18 protein-coding genes are annotated in these 19,668 nt (G+C 39.8%); 1 reads left to right on the top strand and 17 read right to left on the bottom strand.

Going from position 1 to position 19,668, the window contains the following annotated elements:
• Positions 1–43: 43 nt before the first annotated feature.
• The 15 genes from murD to BABA_RS16005 all read right to left on the bottom strand — a co-directional run bounded on the left by murD (position 44) and on the right by BABA_RS16005 (position 17,152).
• Entirely contained in the window at positions 44–1,396 is a 1,353-nt protein-coding gene (gene murD, locus BABA_RS16075) for a UDP-N-acetylmuramoyl-L-alanine--D-glutamate ligase (RefSeq protein ID WP_007086268.1), read from the bottom strand.
• Positions 1,397–2,374, bottom strand: coding sequence for a phospho-N-acetylmuramoyl-pentapeptide-transferase (mraY, locus tag BABA_RS16070; protein ID WP_007086267.1), 978 nt, complete (start codon positions 2,372–2,374; stop codon positions 1,397–1,399).
• Between the two features lies 1 nt (position 2,375).
• On the bottom strand, positions 2,376–2,825 hold the full coding sequence (locus tag BABA_RS16065) for a hypothetical protein (RefSeq protein WP_007086266.1): 450 nt from the start codon (positions 2,823–2,825) through the stop codon (positions 2,376–2,378).
• Between the two features lie 2 nt (positions 2,826–2,827).
• Positions 2,828–4,288 (bottom strand): UDP-N-acetylmuramoyl-L-alanyl-D-glutamate--2,6-diaminopimelate ligase, encoded by a 1,461-nt coding sequence (locus BABA_RS16060; protein WP_007086265.1) that lies wholly within the window; start codon positions 4,286–4,288, stop codon positions 2,828–2,830.
• A 193-nt stretch (positions 4,289–4,481) separates the two neighbouring features.
• Positions 4,482–6,401 carry a stage V sporulation protein D gene (locus tag BABA_RS16055; protein ID WP_007086264.1) on the bottom strand — a complete coding sequence of 640 codons (1,920 nt, stop codon included), beginning with the start codon at positions 6,399–6,401 and terminating at the stop codon, positions 4,482–4,484.
• A gap of 136 nt (positions 6,402–6,537) precedes the next feature.
• A complete protein-coding gene (locus tag BABA_RS16050) occupies positions 6,538–8,805 on the bottom strand; it encodes a penicillin-binding protein (RefSeq protein ID WP_007086263.1) in 2,268 nt (755 codons plus the stop codon).
• Positions 8,802–9,161: a cell division protein FtsL gene (ftsL, locus tag BABA_RS16045; RefSeq protein WP_007086262.1), complete on the bottom strand. Its 360-nt coding sequence runs from the start codon at positions 9,159–9,161 to the stop codon at positions 8,802–8,804. Before ftsL ends, BABA_RS16050 begins: the two co-directional genes overlap by 4 nt.
• 151 nt (positions 9,162–9,312) lie before the next feature.
• Positions 9,313–10,245: a 16S rRNA (cytosine(1402)-N(4))-methyltransferase RsmH gene (gene rsmH / locus BABA_RS16040; RefSeq protein WP_007086261.1), complete on the bottom strand. Its 933-nt coding sequence runs from the start codon at positions 10,243–10,245 to the stop codon at positions 9,313–9,315.
• Between the two features lie 62 nt (positions 10,246–10,307).
• On the bottom strand, positions 10,308–10,739 hold the full coding sequence (gene mraZ / locus BABA_RS16035) for a division/cell wall cluster transcriptional repressor MraZ (RefSeq protein ID WP_007086260.1): 432 nt from the start codon (positions 10,737–10,739) through the stop codon (positions 10,308–10,310).
• Positions 10,740–10,887: 148 nt separating this feature from the next.
• Positions 10,888–12,522: a bacillithiol biosynthesis cysteine-adding enzyme BshC gene (gene bshC / locus BABA_RS16030; protein WP_007086259.1), complete on the bottom strand. Its 1,635-nt coding sequence runs from the start codon at positions 12,520–12,522 to the stop codon at positions 10,888–10,890.
• Between the two features lie 87 nt (positions 12,523–12,609).
• On the bottom strand, positions 12,610–13,005 hold the full coding sequence (locus BABA_RS16025) for a DUF3397 domain-containing protein (protein WP_007086258.1): 396 nt from the start codon (positions 13,003–13,005) through the stop codon (positions 12,610–12,612).
• Complete coding sequence (locus tag BABA_RS16020; RefSeq protein WP_007086257.1) at positions 13,002–13,904, bottom strand: 2-dehydropantoate 2-reductase; 903 nt, start codon at positions 13,902–13,904, stop codon at positions 13,002–13,004. The genes BABA_RS16025 and BABA_RS16020 overlap by 4 nt, the downstream gene beginning before the upstream one ends.
• Positions 13,905–14,020: 116 nt before the next feature.
• A complete protein-coding gene (locus tag BABA_RS16015; protein ID WP_007086256.1) occupies positions 14,021–15,562 on the bottom strand; it encodes an acyl-CoA carboxylase subunit beta in 1,542 nt (513 codons plus the stop codon).
• Positions 15,563–15,584: 22 nt separating this feature from the next.
• On the bottom strand, positions 15,585–15,797 hold the full coding sequence (locus BABA_RS16010; protein WP_007086255.1) for a biotin/lipoyl-containing protein: 213 nt from the start codon (positions 15,795–15,797) through the stop codon (positions 15,585–15,587).
• Between the two features lie 17 nt (positions 15,798–15,814).
• Positions 15,815–17,152, bottom strand: coding sequence for an acetyl-CoA carboxylase biotin carboxylase subunit (locus BABA_RS16005; protein WP_040346659.1), 1,338 nt, complete (start codon positions 17,150–17,152; stop codon positions 15,815–15,817).
• A gap of 236 nt (positions 17,153–17,388) precedes the next feature.
• On the opposite strand from BABA_RS16005, the gene BABA_RS16000 reads away from it, so the two are divergent.
• Positions 17,389–17,862, top strand: coding sequence for an N-acetyltransferase (locus BABA_RS16000; RefSeq protein ID WP_007086253.1), 474 nt, complete (start codon positions 17,389–17,391; stop codon positions 17,860–17,862).
• Positions 17,863–18,077: 215 nt separating this feature from the next.
• On the opposite strand, the gene BABA_RS15995 is transcribed toward BABA_RS16000, so the two are convergent.
• Positions 18,078–18,710, bottom strand: a complete 633-nt coding sequence (locus tag BABA_RS15995; RefSeq protein ID WP_007086252.1) for an RsfA family transcriptional regulator — start codon at positions 18,708–18,710, stop codon at positions 18,078–18,080.
• Positions 18,711–18,786: 76 nt separating this feature from the next.
• Positions 18,787–19,557, bottom strand: a complete 771-nt coding sequence (locus BABA_RS15990; protein ID WP_007086251.1) for an enoyl-CoA hydratase/isomerase family protein — start codon at positions 19,555–19,557, stop codon at positions 18,787–18,789.
• Positions 19,558–19,668 lie beyond the last annotated feature (111 nt).

The following is a 19,668-nucleotide window of genomic DNA, read 5'->3' as shown; positions in this document are numbered from 1 at the left end:
AAGTGTCTAGCTCCAGCGCTTCCGCTTTTCGTTGGACAAGCCCTTACTTAAGCTTATGCACGGCCTCGATAAAAATGTCTCCTCTGACTTCAAAACTTTTATATTGATCCCAGCTGGCGCAGGCAGGAGACAATAATATGATGTCCCCCGGTTCGGAGTATCGATAAGCTTCAGGCACTGCCTTTTCAACATTATCGACACGGTTGATTATTTTTATTCCCGCTTGGGCGCCAACTCGCTCAATCTTAGGGGCGGTTTGACCAAATGTGACTAACGACTTTACATTTTTCAAATAGGGCAGAAGTTCATCAAATTCATTACCGCGGTCGAGCCCACCGGCAAGCAGGATGATTGGTGCTTCAAACGCAGCAAGCGCATTGATCGTCGCTAAACTATTCGTCGCCTTTGAATCATTATAAACCCTTCGCCCATTAACATCAGCTACATATTGCAAACGGTGCCTGACACCCGTAAAGGTTCGGAGCACCTCTTGGATTGAGCTATTTTCTACCCCGGAAAGTTTGGCCGCGGCCATGGAGGATAAAATATTTTCGAGATTATGTACCCCCGGTAAGGCTATTTCATTGATTTTCATTACCTTTTCACGATTAAACATGATCCAGCCATCTTTTAGAAAAGCACCTTCCGTTAATTCCTGCTTTGTGGAAAACGGGATGATACTGGCTTTTGATTGACGGGCGATTTCCATTGTTTCTTCTTGGTCTGCATTTATGATTAAATATTCCAGCTCTGTCTGGTTTTTCGTAATGTTCGCTTTGGCATTAATGTATTCCCGTCGTGATCCGTGATAATCCAAATGGGCATCATACAGGTTTGTGATGATTGCAATTTTCGGATTAAAAGACCGGATCCCCATTAACTGGAACGAAGATAATTCGATGACAATCATATTATCCTGTGTTGCCTCTTCGGCAACACCAGAAGCCACTGTCCCAATATTCCCTGCAATTAACGGCTCCTTCTTTCCTGCTTTCAGCATTTCAAAAACAAGTGTTGTCGTTGTTGTCTTTCCATTTGTCCCGGTAATCGCAATAAATGGTGCTTCGGAAATTTCATAGGCAAGCTCAACCTCTGTAATGACCGGTATCCCCTTTTCAAGAGCTCCTTCAATCATTGGATTGTAATACGGAATACCTGGATTTTTCACAATTAGTTCGAACCCTTCATCAAGGAGTTCAATTGGGTGCTCACCACAAATTACCTTAATCCCTTGCTCTAATAATCCTTGCGCTTCGGGATTTTCCGATAATGGCTTTTTATCGTTAACTGTTACAAATGCTCCAAGCTTATGTAGCAGAGTCGCAGCTGTTACACCACTTTTAGCCAATCCAAGGACAAGAATTTTTTTATGTTGATAGGATTCAATCTGTCTCACTTACAACCACACCTCGATATAGATACCTAGTATCGCAAATATTAAACCAACACTCCAAAATGTAACGACTACCCGCCATTCTGACCAGCCCACCAGTTCATAATGATGGTGCAAGGGACTCATTCGAAAAATTCGTTTCCCGGTCGTCTTAAAGGAGGCAACCTGAAGAATAACGGATAATGTTTCGATAACAAAAACGCCGCCAATAATAATGAGCAGAATCTCCAGTTTCGTTAAAATGGCAATCCCTGCAATGGCACCGCCGAGTGCAAGCGATCCAGTATCCCCCATAAATACTTTAGCCGGATGGGCATTAAAGACCAAAAACCCTAACACCGCACCAACCACAGCAACAGAGAAAACAGCAATTTCAAAGTTATTTTGATTCCACGCCAATACAGCAAATGCCCCAAAAGCAATCGCAGCGGTGCCTGATACCAAACCGTCCAATCCATCAGTCAGGTTCACTGCGTTTGAGAATCCCACGAGCCAGAAGATGATAAAAAACACATATGACCAGCCTAAATCAATCGAGTAATCCCCAAATGGCAGTTTAATTTCTGTAGAAAGTCCTGTATGTTTATAGATTAAATAAAATATAACAGAAATAATAATTTGACCTAAAAGCTTTTGCCTTGATGTTAATCCTAAATTTCGTTTCAAAACTACTTTGATAAAGTCATCTAAAAAACCGAGTAAACCGAACCCAAAGGTCACAAATATTAGTAAAAATGTTGTCATCGGAATTTGATCCGAGTATTTCCCCATCATGACCAAAGTGGTAATGATAATCGAGAATAAAATCATGACACCGCCCATTGTCGGCGTGCCAGATTTTTTTTGATGTGATTTGGGTCCTTCTTCCCGAATGCTTTGTCCAAATTTTAACCTTCTTAAGAAGGGAATAAAAATGGGAGAAAGTAAAACTGAAATAAGAAACCCCATGATTATTGTGAAAAAAATAACTTGCTCCTTCATTTTATCCCCTCCTTTCGGTATCATTCGATCGTTTATTTTCCAGCTTTTCTAGTATCCCAGCTATATCATATGTTTGATTATTTTTATTAAGAAGTTTTTTATTTAATAATATAAAATTAGTGATCTCCATACGCTTATTCGTTTCTCCGTCTAATTTTTCTTTATAAAGTGTTATTATCTTTTTTACTGACCAAGCCACATCCTTTGTAAAAAAAACAGGAAAATAGGTTGGTGTGTATCGTGGGAGTTTTTTTTGATGATCCCAGATAGCAGCAATGGCTCCATTCGCAATCGCATCTGAGAGTTCCCCTGACTCCTCATTTATTGATAAAAATAAACCTTTGGGCTGATTAGTAGTTGCTTGATCCGTAACAGTATGAAACACCATTTCGTCCTGGATTCCTTGTTTATCAGGAAACAAACTTGCCAAGTCGTTCAAAGCTAAATACATACCTATCTCCCCTCAATTGCTTCTCTGGCTACAATCCGATCATCAAAATCGTGAACGACAGTGCCAATGATTTGATAGGTTTCATGTCCTTTACCCGCAATTAAAATGACGTCGCCAGCGGTGGCCTGATGGACAGCTGAATAAATCGCTTCCCTTCGATCAGGAATGACTTGGTATGATTTACCTTGCACACCTGCTTCCATTTCCTTTAAAATCGCTTGCGGATCTTCACTTCTCGGATTATCCGAGGTGAGAATAGGGTCTGTTGCCCAATTGCAGGCAATTTGTGCCATCAATGGCCGTTTAGTGCGATCACGATCTCCCCCACAGCCAACAATGACGAAAATCCTATTTTTCGCGAAATGCTGAATTGTCTTTAATACATTTTCAAGACTGTCAGGTGTATGTGCATAATCAACAATCACGGTAAAGTCTTGGCCGGCATTAACAAGTTCAACCCTTCCAGCTACCCCTTCGACACTTTCGATAGAATGGATGATATCATGAATCTCAATACCGGAGACTAACGCCGCCGAAATACTCGCTAAAACATTATAAACGCTAAATTTACCAATTAATTGCATTTGAACTGGATAGATGGCACCCTCAATTACAAGATCAAAATTTGTTCCCCTTGGTGTCATTTTAATATTTTCAGCTTGTAGATCTGCATTTTGTTCAATTCCATATGTAATCACATGTGCAGCCGTTGACCTTCTGTACATTTCCGATGCAGGGTCATCTGCATTTAAGACGGCGAATTTTGGTTTATCTTTTTCGAAGGAGTTGCCAAGCTGGGCAAACAACAAGCTTTTTGCCCGCTTATATTCCGCCATCGTTTTATGGTAATCAAGATGATCCTGCGTTAGGTTAGTAAAAACAGCAATATCATAATCACATCCGTGAACCCTGCCTAAATCGAGGGCATGCGATGATACCTCCATTACTGCAAGGCTCACACCAGCATCAACCATATGTTGAAATGTTTTTTGGAGGATCAGGCTTTCAGGAGTTGTGTTTTTTGTTTCAATTGTTTTGTCAGCAATTTTCGTATACATAGTGCCAATTAAGCCTGTGGTTCGGCCTGTATCAGCGAATATTTTTTCAATCAAATGACTGGTAGTGGTTTTTCCATTTGTTCCTGTGATGCCAATTAATTGCAGTTTTTTTGTCGGCTGTCCGTAATAGGCATCAGCTAGCACTGCCATTGCTCTTGTTGTATCGTTAACAACGATAACAGGTACATCCAGGTCTAACGGACGCTCAGCAAGTATTGCTGCAGCACCACTATTAACGGCAGACGCAGCAAAATCATGACCGTCCACAGTATAGCCATTAATACAAATAAATAAGCTCCCTTTTTGCACCTTCCGGTTATCATTTTCAATTGAAGTAATTTCCGGGTCTTCCCCCTTATAAGGATGGATTGGATGCAAATACTCAAGTAGCTTTTGTAGCTTCATTTCTCTCAAATCCTCTCATAAACCGTCCAAATCTATTTACCAGCATTCACCTAAAAAAAACTTCTTTCGAAAGTTCCATCTTATTTTACATTAAAATATTTTATTTTACCATTTAGTAATCAAAGCTTAATAAAATTTTAGGCGGCGGAAAATATTCCGACCGCCCCAATTAATTATTATCTTTTTATTCAGGTTAATCGCCTTTACCGAAGTAAAGCCGTACTTTTGAGCCTTCCTTCACTTTCGTTCCCGGGTCTGGTGATTGTCTTACAACGATATCACCTTCTCCACTGGCATCTACTTTTAAATTAATCATCTGCTCCATAAGTTCACTTTTTGACATTCCCACAAAGTCAGGTAATGTCAGCAATGGGGTATCAGGCCATTTTATTTCTTTTTCAATTTGATCCTTTCTTGGTTCTATTCCCATCGCACTTAAACTATCCTTCATAATATTTCCAACGATCGGTGCACTAATGGTTCCCCCGAAGGCAGTAACACCTTTGGGATTATCCACGGCCACATAAATAACAATCTGCGGATCATCAGCTGGAGCAAAACCAATAAAGGAGACAATATAGTTATTTTCCAAGTATCTCCCGCCTTGTGCCTTTTGTGCCGTTCCCGTTTTACCGCCAACACGATATCCTTCCACAAATGCTTTACCGCCTGTTCCCTCTGCAACCACACTTTCAAGAGCATGGCGGATCTCCTTAGATGTTTCCTCTGTTATCACTCGTCTTTTCTCGACTGGAGTATTTCTCATCACCACTTCTTTTGTAACCGGATCAATTAACTCCTTTGCGATAAATGGCTTGTAAAGAATCCCGCCATTTATTGCTGCTGAAACAGCTGTTACCTGCTGGATAGGCGTTACCGAAACACCCTGCCCAAAGGCGGTTGTAGCTTGTTCAACAGGTCCCACTCGGTCTAGGTTAAATAAAATCCCCGTTCCTTCCCCTTGTAAATCAATCCCGGTCTTCTGACCAAAGCCGAAATCCTTTATATATTTAAAAAGCTTGTCTTTGCCTAAAAGGTCGCCCATTTTCACAAATCCTGGGTTACAGGAATTTTGAACTACTTCCAACATGGTTTGGCTCCCATGACCGCCTCTTTTCCAGCATTTTAACCTTGCTCCTGCAACCTGGACGGACCCTGAATCATGGAAATGATCTTTTTCTAAGTCGATTTTTCCTTCATTTAGTGCAGCAGCAAGGGTAATAATTTTAAAGGTGGAACCTGGTTCATAGGTTGACCAGACTGGAAGATTCCGGTTATATACCTCTTGGGGAACATTACGGAAATTAGCCGGGTCAAATGTCGGTCTGCTTGACATCCCTAATATTTCGCCGCTATTTGGTTTCATGGCAATCGCAACAATTCCGTCCGGATTATATTTTGCTTCGGCAATATCCAGTTCCCTTTCAATAATGGTTTCTATTCTTGAATCAATCGTAAGTTTCAAATCGAGGCCGTTAACAGGATGCTCATAATCATCAGCCATCCCCTTCATTCTTTTGCCCTTAGCATCAGCAAAAAATTTAACAGCCCCGCGTTCACCACTCAACTCTTTATCGTAATACTTCTCAAGTCCCATTAATCCTTGGTTGTCCACCCCTGTAAACCCTAGAACATGGGAAAGATAACTCCCATTTGGATAATGCCGTTTTGAGTCTTCACCAATATAGACACCTTCAAGATCGAGAGCTCTTATCTCCTTTGCTTTTTCATGAGAGATTTTTCTGCCTTCCTTAATCCGGACGGACGATGCGCCCTTCGTAATTTCTCGATATGCTTTGTCTTTTGGCATATCGAGCACTGCCGCGAGCTTTTCAGCCGTTGTTGCTGGGTCTTTTACTTGTCTCGGAATCACATAAACAGTGGGGGCACTAATATTTGTTGCTAACGGTACCCCGTTCCGATCAACTATTTTTCCACGCTCAGGTTCAAAAGGGATATTCCGGCTCCATAATCCTTTTGCACCATCCGTCAACATGTCACCTAGGATAAATTGAACATATCCCAATCGAACATCAATGATTAAGAAGGTTAGAATTCCAACGAATAGGGCAATCATAAGCCGTTTACGGACAGTTACATTAGAAACACGCATACAATGAATAATCCTCCTTTATCACACACTTTCATTGCTTTATCGTTCATTTATATGCTTGTACTAGTCCAAATAGAACGTTGTCATGATTGACCACAGATAAGCAAAAATCCCGCTTAATAAGCGGGATTATCAATTAATCTTGCACCTTATCTACTTGTTCTTCCTTCGTCTTTCCATTTTCATCCTGTGCTGCCTTTTTTTCTATATCCCATTTTTCTTCGGGAGTTTTTAAGTCGACAATAAGGAAATCCCCACGCTGCAAAATGGTGTTTGGTGTAATATTTTGCTGTGAGACATAGCCTTTACCCTTAGAATTTAATTTTAATTCAGCCATAGTAGCTAATTTCATAACATCCCTAAGTGACCAACCTGTCATATCTGGTGCCGTCAGTTCACCATCGGTTTGGATGATTACTTTCTCGCCTTCTAAAACAGTTGTCCCCGCTTTTGGCAGCTGACCAATAACTTTTGTTCCACTGCCGAGCACAACGGTTTCATAGCCCTTTTCTTTTAGATTCTTTTCAGCTTCATCGGCAGCTTGTCCCTTAAGATTTGCTAATTTATTTACCACAGCCTTTTCGAGCATAGATGGTTGGATATTTAAGTAGTGCAGACTATTTTTCATCACAGGATTAAAAATAGCCGAAACTGGTATTGCGCCTTGTCCTGCATCAAGCCCTTCAAGCTCAGGCTGCTGAACGGCAACATAAACGATTAATTTTGGGTCATCCTTTGGCGCCATCCCTAGGAATGAAAACATATAATTATTAACCCCTGATAAATAACCGCCAGGGCCTGGAATATTAGCCGTTCCTGTCTTACCGGCCACACTGTAACCCTCTATCTTATAACGGCCTCCGGTACCTTTAGGTGAGGTGACAACCGTTTCGAGAATATCACGCACCTGTTTTGCAGTTTCTGCCGATATCGGCGTTGACACAACTTCCGGTGATTCTTCTTTTACTGTTTCACCGGTATTATGATTTACAATTTTTTTAACTACATGCGGCTTGAGCATTTTCCCGTTGTTAGCTATTGCTGTCGCCGCTTGGATTTGCTGTATCGGGGTAATCGCTGTTCCCTGACCATAGGAGGTCGTGATTTTTTCACTTGGATACGTATATTGAATTTTTCCTGATGTTTCATCTGGAAGTTCAATTCCCGTCGGTTTATCAAAACCAAACTTTGTTAAATATTCTCTAAATGTTTCAAAGCCTAATTTTTCTTTGGCGATTTTGGCAAACGCTACATTTGAAGATCGTTGCACACCTTCTAGATAGGTGATCGTTCCCCAACCGGATCCATTATGATCATGAATAGCTTTATCCTTATCCGTAACTCTATAGGAGCCGGACTGATACGTTTCATTCGGATCGAATTTATTTTCTTGTATCGCGGCAGCAAGGGTAAATATCTTCATGGTTGACCCTGGTTCAAAGGACGTTTCAATCGCCTCATTATGCCAGCTTTTTTCAATTCCTTCTTTTGTTTTCGGATGGAAAGAAGGACGCTGACCCATTGCCAGGATTTCCCCTGTTTTCGGGTCTGCCACTACTGCGATGATTTTTTTCGGTTTATATTCTTTCACCACATTATCCATGGCATCTTCCAAAAAGGCTTGAATTTTTTGGTCGATGGTCAAATATATATCGTCCCCATCCTGCGCCGGGGAAATCTTTTGCTTTCCATCTGGAAGAATATAACCCCACAAATCACTTTCATAATTTATTTTTCCATTTTTCCCTGTTAGCTCATCGTTGAAGGCTTTCTCAATCCCCATTTTTCCTTCTGTTAAATAGGTTCCATCCTTTTGGATAACATAGCTTTCATCCTTATTTTTAACTCTATCTGCATATCCAATTAAATGTGAAGCAAAGATTCCATTTGGATAGAAACGTTTGGAGTCACGGGAAAATGTGATACCCGGAAGCTCAAGGTCTTCTATTTTTTTCTTTGTGTCATAAGAAATATCTCTTCCTGCTTTGCCAAATTCGACCTGGAACCTTTTATTCTCTTTCCCTTTGGTTAAGATTTTATTAATCTCTGTTTCATCCATTTTAATATACTTGGAAAGCTCTTGTGCTGTTTTACTAATATCCTTTACATGTTTCGGTTTTTTTGGATTCGTTGTCATCTTTTTATCTAGGATCGCGATAAGGGTATATGAAGCTGTATCCTCGGCCACCAACTCGCCATTTCGATCTAAGATGATTCCACGGTTAGCTTGCAGGGTTCCCTTTTGGCCATATTTTTGCTGAGCCTTTGCGGCAAGTGGCTGCCCGCTTACTTCCCCGGAAATTTGAATCGTAAAATACCTGCAGATCAATACAAAAAAGAGCAGGCCGAATATCGCAAACAATATCGCTGCTCCTACATTCATATATGGCTGTTTCTTGTTCATTTTTTCTGCACAACCTTGACGTTATTTTCATCCCTAAAAAGACCCATTTCCACAGCCTTTTTAAAAATTCGATCATAGGAACTTAATTCTTTTACTTGTACCTGTAAATCACTGTTAACCTTTTTTTGATCTGAAATTTTTTCTTCCACCAATTGAATGTCTTTGTTAACCTCGTATATTTTTGATTGGTTTGTAATAAGGTGAACTGAACCAAAACATACCATTCCGGCAAATACGACGCCAATTACTTTTTCCCCTGGAGTAAGCCAGGATTTTTTAATTTTCACTTGACTTTTGTTTTGCACTTTTTGTTCCGCTTGTTGCTGTTCTAAATATTTCCTGGCAAGATTACTCAACCATTTCCCCTCCAGATTGTTATTCTTATCTAGCGAAAGCGCCTAGGGGCTCGGGGTCATAAGCCAATCAGTCAAGAAGGTTAAAGTGCAACCTTCGCGCCTGCTCGTCTTATGCCTGTCGCCCCTGGGCAAGGCGCTTTCGCTTTTATTTTTATAATTTTTCTGCTATACGAAGCTTTGCAGATCGCGCACGATTATTTTGTTCTAATTCTTCTTCAGTTGGAAGAATTGGTTTCCGGGAGACTAGCTTTAGTACCGGTTTATACTCATCAGGAATGATAGGCAAACCCTTAGGCAATTGTGGAGTCTCACTCGCTTTTTTTAAGGCCGCCTTACAAATTCGATCCTCAAGTGAATGGAAGGTGATGACACTTATTCGCCCCTCCGGCTTTAGCAGGTCAATCGCTTGGTTCAAAGACTTTTCAAATACCGCTAATTCATCATTTACAGCTATTCTGACAGCTTGAAAAATTCTTTTCGCAGGATGTCCACCTTTTCTTCTCGCAGGTGCCGGAATCCCATCCTTAATCAATTCTACTAACTCAAACGTCGTTTCAATTGGTTTTACTTCTCTCGCTGCCTCAATTTTACGAGCGATTTGTTTGGAGAATTTCTCCTCCCCGTAGCGAAAAAAGATGCGGACTAAGTCTTCATATGACCAATGATTAATGACATCATATGCGGAAACGTCTGCATCATTATCCATCCTCATGTCCAGTGGTGCATCATGATGGTAGCTAAAGCCCCTCTCGGGTGTATCCAGCTGCGGTGAGGATACGCCTAAGTCATAGAGAACTCCATCTACATAATCAATTCCAAGACTCTCAAGTTCCTCTTTTAAATATAAGAAATTGCTTTTAATGATTACTAATCGTTCTCCGTATTCGGATAATTTTTCTTTTGCATGCGCAATGGCTGTTTCATCTTGGTCAAATGCATATAGTTTACCACCTGCCCCAAGTCTTGAAAGAATGAGGGAACTATGACCCGCACCGCCCAGGGTACAATCGACATAAATTCCATCTGGCTTAATATTTAAGCCGTCAACAGCTTCTTTTAATAACACAGTTGTATGTTCAAACATATTAGTTACCACCTTTTCCAATCGAACAATATTACAGAAAATATATTAATATAACTTATCCATTATATATCAAAGCCAATCATATTTTCTGCAATTTCCGCAAAAGATTCCTCAGACTGTGTAAAATAATCTTCCCAAATCTGTTTGCTCCAAATTTCAATTCGATTGGAAACACCTAAGATTACGCATTCTTTTTCCAATTTTCCATATTGCAACAGTGGTGCAGGGATATTGATTCTTCCTTGCTTATCAAGTTCACTCTCTGTTGCACCTGAAAAGAAGAATCTTGTAAAAGCACGGGCATCCTTTTTTGTCAGCGGCAGGCCTTTAAGCTTTTCTTCAATTAGCGCCCACTCTGAAACTGGGTAACCAAATAGACATTGATCCAATCCCCTTGTGATGATAAACATGTCGCCAAGTTCATCGCGGAATTTGGAGGGCACAATTATACGGCCTTTATTATCAATGCTGTGATGGTATTCACCCATGAACATACCCGTTACCCCCACTTTCTATAAAAAATGTACCACATTCCCCCACTTTTCACCACCTATTTTTAAACAATTCGCCCCAATTTCTTGAAATCCTTTTTTATCCGTAAATTTTTGAAAAAAAAAAACCTCACAACGGGTGTGAAGTTTTCTATACTTTCAAAACCTTATGACGGCCATCAAACTCAAAGGTTCCTGCCATGACATTTTTCATGAACGTTAAACCATGTTTATTCAAATAATAAAATACATTCCACACTCGTTCTTGCGGAAATCCATCAGGCCGTAATGCCAAATCAATCCGGGCATATTTTTTTAAGAGAACGTCATGTTTCAATTTTACTGCGTTTTCTAGTTTTGTTTGCATGAAGTTAATCTCTTTTAGTAAGTAATTCTCGTTTTTCTTCAACATTGGCAAAAGTGCACGGTCTAATTGCTCTGTTTTGGCTTCAATCAGTTTATATTGTTTTCCCAACTGTTCGATTGTACGTGAGAATAATTCCGCTAATTCTTTATCTTTAATGGCGGCTAAAAATTTTTCTTTTTCCTGCTTGGTTCCATTTTTCAAGATATCTATCAGATTAAGATTTAATTCTGACACATCCGTTTCCACTGAACGATCTAAAAAAGTAATATTCAAGCGTGGAACAATGGGCGGCATTTTTAGATGAAAATGCTCAAACACAAGCTTAAGCTCAGCCCAGTAAGCAATTTCACCTGGACCCGCTATAAATGCAACAGTTGGAAAAAGCCATTCCTGCATGAGCGGTCGTGTCACCACATTGTTACTTAATGCTGCGGGATTTTCCTCAGCCAACACCACTAATTTTTCTTTAGTAAAGGTAATAGTACCACTTTTCCCCACGAAGCAATCAATTTCACGATCATATTCCAGCAAAATTCGTTCATTTGCTCTTTCATTATAATAGAAAAGATTTGCAGCTTTCTCGTTCGCTTCAATAGTAATAGGGAAACCATTTTTTGTTATTAGCCTTTGCTGCTCCAAAAGTGAAAAGGTAATTGCCTCATGGTGAACAATTTGTTCTTTGAAAAAATCCGTTTGTAACTGACGGAATTCCCTATTCCCCGAATCAACAATTAACAGTCCGTAATCCTTGAAAAGTTCCATAATAATATTCGCAAAGAAATCAACAAAGGTGGTTGACTTTGATATTTGCACTTCGGCAAATTCTAAAAGACTATTTGTGTATTCTGTTTCTCCAAAATTCTCAATCAAATTCTCTACCCACGAAAGACATATATCTTTGTTTAGAGTGATATCGGACACCATTTTCTTTTGATGAACTTTTTCAGGATATGTCCACTTATCTATTTTTTCCTCACAAGGGACAAAGACATGATTGACTTCTTGGAAATCATGGTCTTCGCCGGCAATCCAAAAAACAGGGATAATAGGGATTCCCAGCTGTCTTTCTTTTTGCTCTGCTAATTTTATAATAGAAATGACTTTATGTATGGAATAAAGCGGTCCCGTTAGGATCCCGGCCTGTTGGCCGCCAATAACAACAGCACTATTACTTGCCTTCAACTTTTCAATTGAATTCTTTACAGCATCTGAAGACGGAAAGCGCTCCATAAAACCCTCAATATGTGCAGCAACCTCTATGCGGGGAAACGATCGGCTACTAAGTTCAGCTATTCTTTTCATATCTTCTTGTACATCATTAAACCGATAATGAAAAAAAGGCTGGATTTCAACTGATTGTTCCAAATAATTTGAGGCAAACCGGTTCGTTGCTGGTAACGAGAGATTTAAAATCTCCATTTATGTACTTCCTTTCTGATCACCTAAATTCATTCTTTTACGAGTATACCACTCCCCATTCAATTTGAAAAAAACTTCGACTTATTTTTATGTAAAAAACGTAAAAATAACAACTCGATGGATTAACCCATACAAGGTTAAAGTGATATATGCGAGAAAATAGAACAGAAAACTAAAGCGCCAAAACCCTTTCATCACTTTACCTAGGACAATTTCTTCTTTTACCTTCCAATGAACAAACACAAATACCATAGCAATCATAATCATGATGAGGATGATCACCCAAAATAACGATTTCCCCCAAATGGTAACGATTAAGAAATGAACAGAAATGATAAACAAAATGGTGGTATAATCTAGTGCTCTATGCAGGGATTTACGTGCATTTTTTGTGATTAATTTTAGCACGATAAAAACAAGAATAGTTCCTAAAAACGGCAGTGTAAAGAACACAGTTAAAAAGGCAGAGAGAATGGTGCTCATAAAACCTCCTCCCTCTCTAGTTCGTTTCCCTTAATAAAATGATAAAGATTACTTATCTGTGGTGCCTGTTTTTCCTGCCTTCTCGCTTCATCAAGTAAATAGCCTAAAATTGCATCTACTTCAGTCAACCTGTTGGCTTCCATATCTTTAAGCATTGAGGAACGATTATCTGCCGTATTCTTACAAATATCAATTACCAGCTGTAAATATTCATCCGATTGTTCAAGGTTCAAAATAAAGGAAATTTCCGCAAAAATATTCCGTACTGCCTGGTAATAGAACGGATTGGCGATTAAAACACCATTTTTCACTTGAAGGAGGGCAGTTAATGGGTTAATAACTGCATTAACAATTAATTTTTTTTCCAACATAGGATAAAAATCTTCTTGAAAAGACATTGGAAATTCTCTTGTAAAAGCTGATGAAAATTGTTGTAATGTAATGGTATCGCCTTTGAATACGGCCACATTCGTTACTCCGTTCCCATTATGGCTCACCGTATATGAATTTTCCTTTAGTGCCCCATGTTCGATAGACCCAACATAAAGATGGTTTGCCCCAATCTCTTCGAGCAGCTTTAAATGCCCCATTCCATTCTGTAAAAATAAGAAATGATCAGGCATAACCGATAAAAGATTTATTTTTTCGATAATGGATGGAAGCTGATATTGCTTCACCGCTATAATCGTTACATCCTCTGTACCCTGCCACAGCGAAAATGGCTGTGCCTTGACCATTGTTACCTTTTCTTCTTCCCCTTTTCTTAGGATAATTCCATTTTTATTGATTTCCTGTGCTTGCTTAGCAGTTCTTGTGTAAATCGCCACCTCAAAAACCCTGCTAATGTAGGATGCAAATAACAATCCAATTGAACCTGCTCCAATAATGCCAACTTTCATCGTAATCCCTCATTTTATATTGTCTATATTCGCTATTTTAGCAGATGCTGTAGGATTATTAGTAGAACTTTTCAAAAAATATCCCCTTTCCGAAAAGATCGAAAAGGGGATTTTCTTTAGACTGGATAAACCGGATGCTTCCTGTCACTGAAGTTTAATTCTTTCGATTCATAGTAAGCGAACCGTTGAATGAGCACCTCTCTTAATTCTGACGGGGCAACAATTTCATCAACAATGAGCTCTGAAGCGAGTTTATAAATATCAATATGTTCTTTATATTCTTTATGCTTTTCTTGAACAAAGGCGATTCTTTCCTTTGCATCCTCAATTTCATTAATTTTATTTGAATAAACAGCATTTACAGCAGCTTCCGGACCCATTACGGCAATTTGGGCGGTTGGCAGGGCAATACAGCAATCAGGCTCAAACGCTGGACCCGCCATCGCATAAAGACCTGCGCCATAAGCTTTTCTCACAATGACTGAGATCTTCGGTACAGTTGCTGAACTCATAGCGGCAATTAATTTTGCTCCATGACGAATGATTCCTGCTCGTTCTACTTTCGTGCCAATCATAAAGCCGGGAACATCTGCTAGAAATAATAATGGTATATGGAAAGCATCACAGAGCTGGATGAATTTTGCTGCTTTATCAGCAGAATCAACAAATAAAACACCGCCTTTTACCTTAGGCTGGTTGGCAATAATTCCAACGGCTCTTCCATTAATTCTAGCTATCCCTGTGATTAATTCCGGAGCAAATAATTTTTTTATTTCATAAAAACTAGCATTATCCACTAGTCGGTCAATACATTCGAACATATCAAATGGGGCATTTTGATTTTCAGGGATGATCGCTTCCAGTTCACGGCCTTCTTTTGTTGCCACACCCTCAGTCAATTTTGGCTTATCTTTAAAACTTGCGGGAAAATAACTTATATATTTTTTGGCCGATTCAATGGCTTCTTCCTCACTGTAAACCAGTACATCACCGCAGCCACTGATTGTACAGTGCATGCGGGCTCCGCCCATTTCCTCAAGCGTTACTTTTTCACCAATCACCTTTTCAGCCATCCGTGGTGAACCCAAATACATCGACGCATTTTGATCAACCATAATGACAATATCGCAAAATGCCGGGATGTATGCGCCACCAGCCGCGGAAGGGCCAAATAGAATACAAACCTGTGGAATCATTCCCGAAAGCTTTACTTGGTTATAAAAGATTTTCCCTGCTCCGCGGCGATTTGGAAACATTTCTACTTGGTCGGTGATTCTCGCTCCAGCAGAATCGACAAGATAGAATAATGGAACCTTTAATTTTTCCGCTGTTTCTTGAATCCGGATGATCTTTTCAACCGTGCGAGCACCCCATGAACCTGCTTTAATCGTTGAATCATTGGCCATGACACAAACTGTCTGACCATTAATTTTACCAATAGCTGTTACAACACCGTCTGCAGGCAGATCACCAGCTTGGAAATTAGCAAATTTTCCATCCTCTTCATATTTTCCTTCATCGAATAATAATGCTAAGCGGTCACGAACAAACAGCTTTTTTTGCTCTGCCAGCTTTTCATGATATTTTGGATGTCCGCCAGCCTCGATTTTTTTCCTATTTTCATTTAATAGGTCATTTAATGTATTAGTTGTTGCCATCATGCTCCCCCTCTTAGAAATACTATGCTAGAACAATTAAAACATCGCCTTCATTGACGAAGTCACCGATGCTGACATTTACTTTCTGAACTACACCTTCGATTCCGCATTCGATTGGAATTTCCATTTTCATTGATTCCAACATTAATACTTCTTGTCCTGAGTTTACTTGGTCACCTGCTTGAGCAAATATATTTAATACTGTCCCTGCCATTGATGCTGTGATTTCTTTCATGATTTTTACACTCCTTATTATTTCACTAAATTTTTGGTTAAAAAGCTCGTGGTGTACAATCCCTGTTGGAAGTCTTCATCCGCCAAAATATTTAAGAAAAGCGGTGCATTTGTTTTGATACCTTCAATTTTCAACTTGCTAAAGAAGTTTTCCGCAGCAGCTAATGCCAATCCCCTTGTTGCACCGTGAAAAATACATTTGGCAATCATCGGATCATAGTATGGTGTTACGGTTCCGCCTTCTTCATATCCCGAATCAATTCTCACCCCATTATTTTCATTCCAATGAAGCGAGGTAATTTTCCCCGGTGAAGGTAAAAAGCGGACAGGATCTTCAGCATAAAGCCGAAACTCAATAGCATTCCCGGAAGATACAATCTCAGGCTGCAGCAATGGTAATTTCTCGCCCCGAGCCACAAGTATTTGCCATTTAACTAAATCAAGCCCTGTAATCATTTCGGTCACAGGATGCTCTACTTGGAGTCGTGTATTCATTTCGAGAAAATAAAAGTTTTCATTTTCATCGACAATAAATTCGATCGTTCCCGCATTTGAATAATCGACAGCATGTGCGGCTGTTACCGCAGTTTCGTACATTTTCTGCCTGACTGCTTCAGACAGAAATGGGGAAGGTGATTCCTCGACAACCTTTTGGTGTCTTCTTTGGATGGAACAATCTCTTTCAAACATGTGAACAATGTTTCCACTGTGGTCGCCAAATACCTGAATTTCAACATGCCTGCTGTTCGCTATATATTTTTCAATAAACACTTCATCTGAACCGAAATAGGCCATTGCCCTGGACTTTGTCGAAACATAAGACTTAACGAGCGCTTGCTCATTTTCACAAAGCACCATACCAATTCCGCCGCCTCCACCGCTTGCTTTAAGCATGACAGGGTATCCGATTGTCTCAGCAAGACTAAGAGCTTCTTCGATGGTTTTTAAACCGCCTCCACTACCAGGTACAACTGGAACACCGGCCTTCTCCATGGTTTGCCGCGAAACAATTTTATCCCCCATTAATTCAATTGTCTCGGGCTTCGGCCCAATAAAAATGATACCTTCGTTGATGGCCTTTTTAGCAAATGCTGCATTTTCAGATAAAAATCCATATCCTGGGTGGATGGCATCCACTTTTTCGTTCTTTGCTATTTCCAAAATTTTATCACTTAGTAAATAGGATTTGTTAACTGGTGATTCTCCCACATAAACAGCCTTTGTTGCCGCTTTTACAAAAGGCATTTCCTTATCGGCATCAGAATAAATAGCAATTGTTTCAATTCCCATCACATGACAGGTTTTAATAATCCGAAGGGCAATTTCTCCCCGATTGGCAATTAAAATTTTTTGCACATTTTTTCCCCTTTCATACCCCTTTTGTTCCATCATAATTAAATTTCTACATCATTCCCCGAATTTCCTGCAAATTTTGAAAACGCTTTCGAAAGTTATTTGAAGAATTTTTTGTGGTTTTGTTATATAATGATAGTAATCCATTTTGAATAATGCGAAAATTATTCATTTCATGTTATTCAGATCCACAAGAATATATACAATATTATTAGATTATCATTTTATGGAGGTTGACCATGAAAGCAAAAGTGGAAAAACTAAAAGTAAATTTTAAAACGCTAGAAGAATTTAAAAAATTTAAAGAATATGGAATTCAGGAACTATCCATGCTTGAGGATCTTGAAGCAAATATGGTTGATAATGATAGTGAATCACCATTTTACGGGATTTATTTCGGGGACAAACTAGTAGCGCGTATGAGTTTATATCAAATTGATGCTAAATTTGACCGCTATTTTTATCCCCCGCAAAACTATTTAGAATTATGGAAGCTTGAGGTATTACCTGGCTATCAGGGTAAGGGATTTGGAAAAATCCTTGTGGAATTTGCCAAAAGCTTTGGTCTCCCAATCAAGACAAACCCAAGAGTTCAATCCAGAGAGTTCTGGGAACATATGGAGTTTTCTAATGTAGAATATGATATGGAGCGTGACCGTGGAGAAAATCCATTAGTCTGGTATCCAGCAGGTGTGGAAGCACGGCATCAATAAAATATGCGCAAGCGCCTTGGTCAGCCTCAGGCATAGCACAAGACGAGCCGGCCGAAAGGTTGCTTTTTAACCTTTTGGACGGATTGGCTTGTGACCTCGAGGGGCTAGGCGCTGTAGCTAGACAAAAAGTAAGGAAAAAGCGGACAAAATTGTCCGCTTTTTCTTGTCTAGCTCCAGTCCATACGACGATAAACGGGCGCCTTTCGCTTTTCTAGTTATTTCTCCACTCTTTCAAGGTTCCCGTTTTTATCCATTTGGAATTTCACTTTTTGTTGTCGATCCTCATCATGAAGGACGACCATTTTCCTGGCTCTTTCCATAATTTCAATTAAAGAACGGTAGTCTTCCTCGATTGCCTTTAAATTTTTTGCCAATCTTTCATTTTCAGCTGCCAAATAATAAGACTTCTTTTCCAACTCTTTGATTTTTTCAGCGGATTTGTTCCTGTCCTCTTCAAAACTAGCTGAGGTCTCCACTTGCTTTTGAAGCCCTTCTAAGAAATGAATCACGGCGGGAAAGGTGATCGTACTCCCCTGATCACATCCTGGCGGAGACTGGAGAACTTCCACATTTGCAGGCTCTTGAATAGGCTCACCTTCAACGACGGGAGCGTCATGTTTCTTTAACTCCTTCCGCTGCTTCTTTGCAAGCTCTATTCCCGACTTATACTGCTTACGTACATATGAGTTCCACCTAAAACCGCAGGCCGCGGAAGTTCTCGACAGCCGTTTGCCAACCTCCTCAAATGCCTGCAGTTGCGTTCCGCCTTCACGGATATGCCTTAGGACAACTTCAGCAAGCAACAAATCCTCATCCTGGGACCATGCATCTTGTCTTGTTGGTGACATCAGTCCATCCCTCCTAGTGTTTTTTATAATACATATGCATCTACTAGAAAAGATAGACTTAGCCAAGAGTTGTCTTTTACTCTTTATTCAAAGTTTTTTTACTCACAAACGTTTTTACATAACGATGATGGGCATCGCTTTCCCATAGTCGTGAACAATTTTGAACTTCTTCCTCTATTCTTTCACTCAGCAGCGATTGCTCCCATTTTCTAATCCACACTTTTTTATAGGATTGGAGGACACTTCCATCAATGGCTAACATCTTTTCCATAAATGCCTCACATGCCTGGAGAGAGTCGGTTTCGAAGAGGTCATTAAAAAAGCCAAGTTTTTTTAAGTCTTCAGCTTCTTTGAGTTCTGCCTCCATTAAAAGTTGCATCGCATCCGATGCTGAAAGTTTTTCTGCTAGAATGGTACCGCCGCCCCAGCCCGTTGTGATTGCTTGCTTTCCCTGAATAAACCCTGCTTTAATTCCCTTTCGTGCTAAACGAAAATCACATGCAGCCGCAAGCTCACAACCTCCACCAATGACCGTCCCATTAATAAGTGCAATGGTCGGTATTGGTAAGGTAAGCAGCGAATATAGAATGTTAGCCATCATCGAAAGCATAGGATATGCTTCTTCCTTCGTATGAAGGTTATGAAAAACGGATAAATCACCACCAGAACAAAAGGCTTGTGACCCTTCTCCGGTAATGATAAGTGCCTTAATATCTGATTCAGCGGCTCTTTTTACCGCCTCACGAAGGCCATCCATTACTTCATAATTAATGGCGTTTCTTTTTTCACTTCTTGTAATAGTAAATAATAAATAGCCCTTCTCACGTTTTTCGATGGTATAGGCCAATCTCTATCACCTCTAAATAGAAATATTCACCAATTAATTCTTTAGCAGCTATAGTATGTATAGAAACGATAAAAGCACAAGGGCTTTACTAGCTCCTTGTGCTTTCTATCC

Origin of the sequence: Neobacillus bataviensis LMG 21833, from assembly GCF_000307875.1 — a bacterium.
Lineage (GTDB): Bacteria > Bacillota > Bacilli > Bacillales > Cytobacillaceae > Neobacillus > Neobacillus bataviensis.
This window is presented reverse-complemented; position numbering and strand designations above follow the sequence as displayed.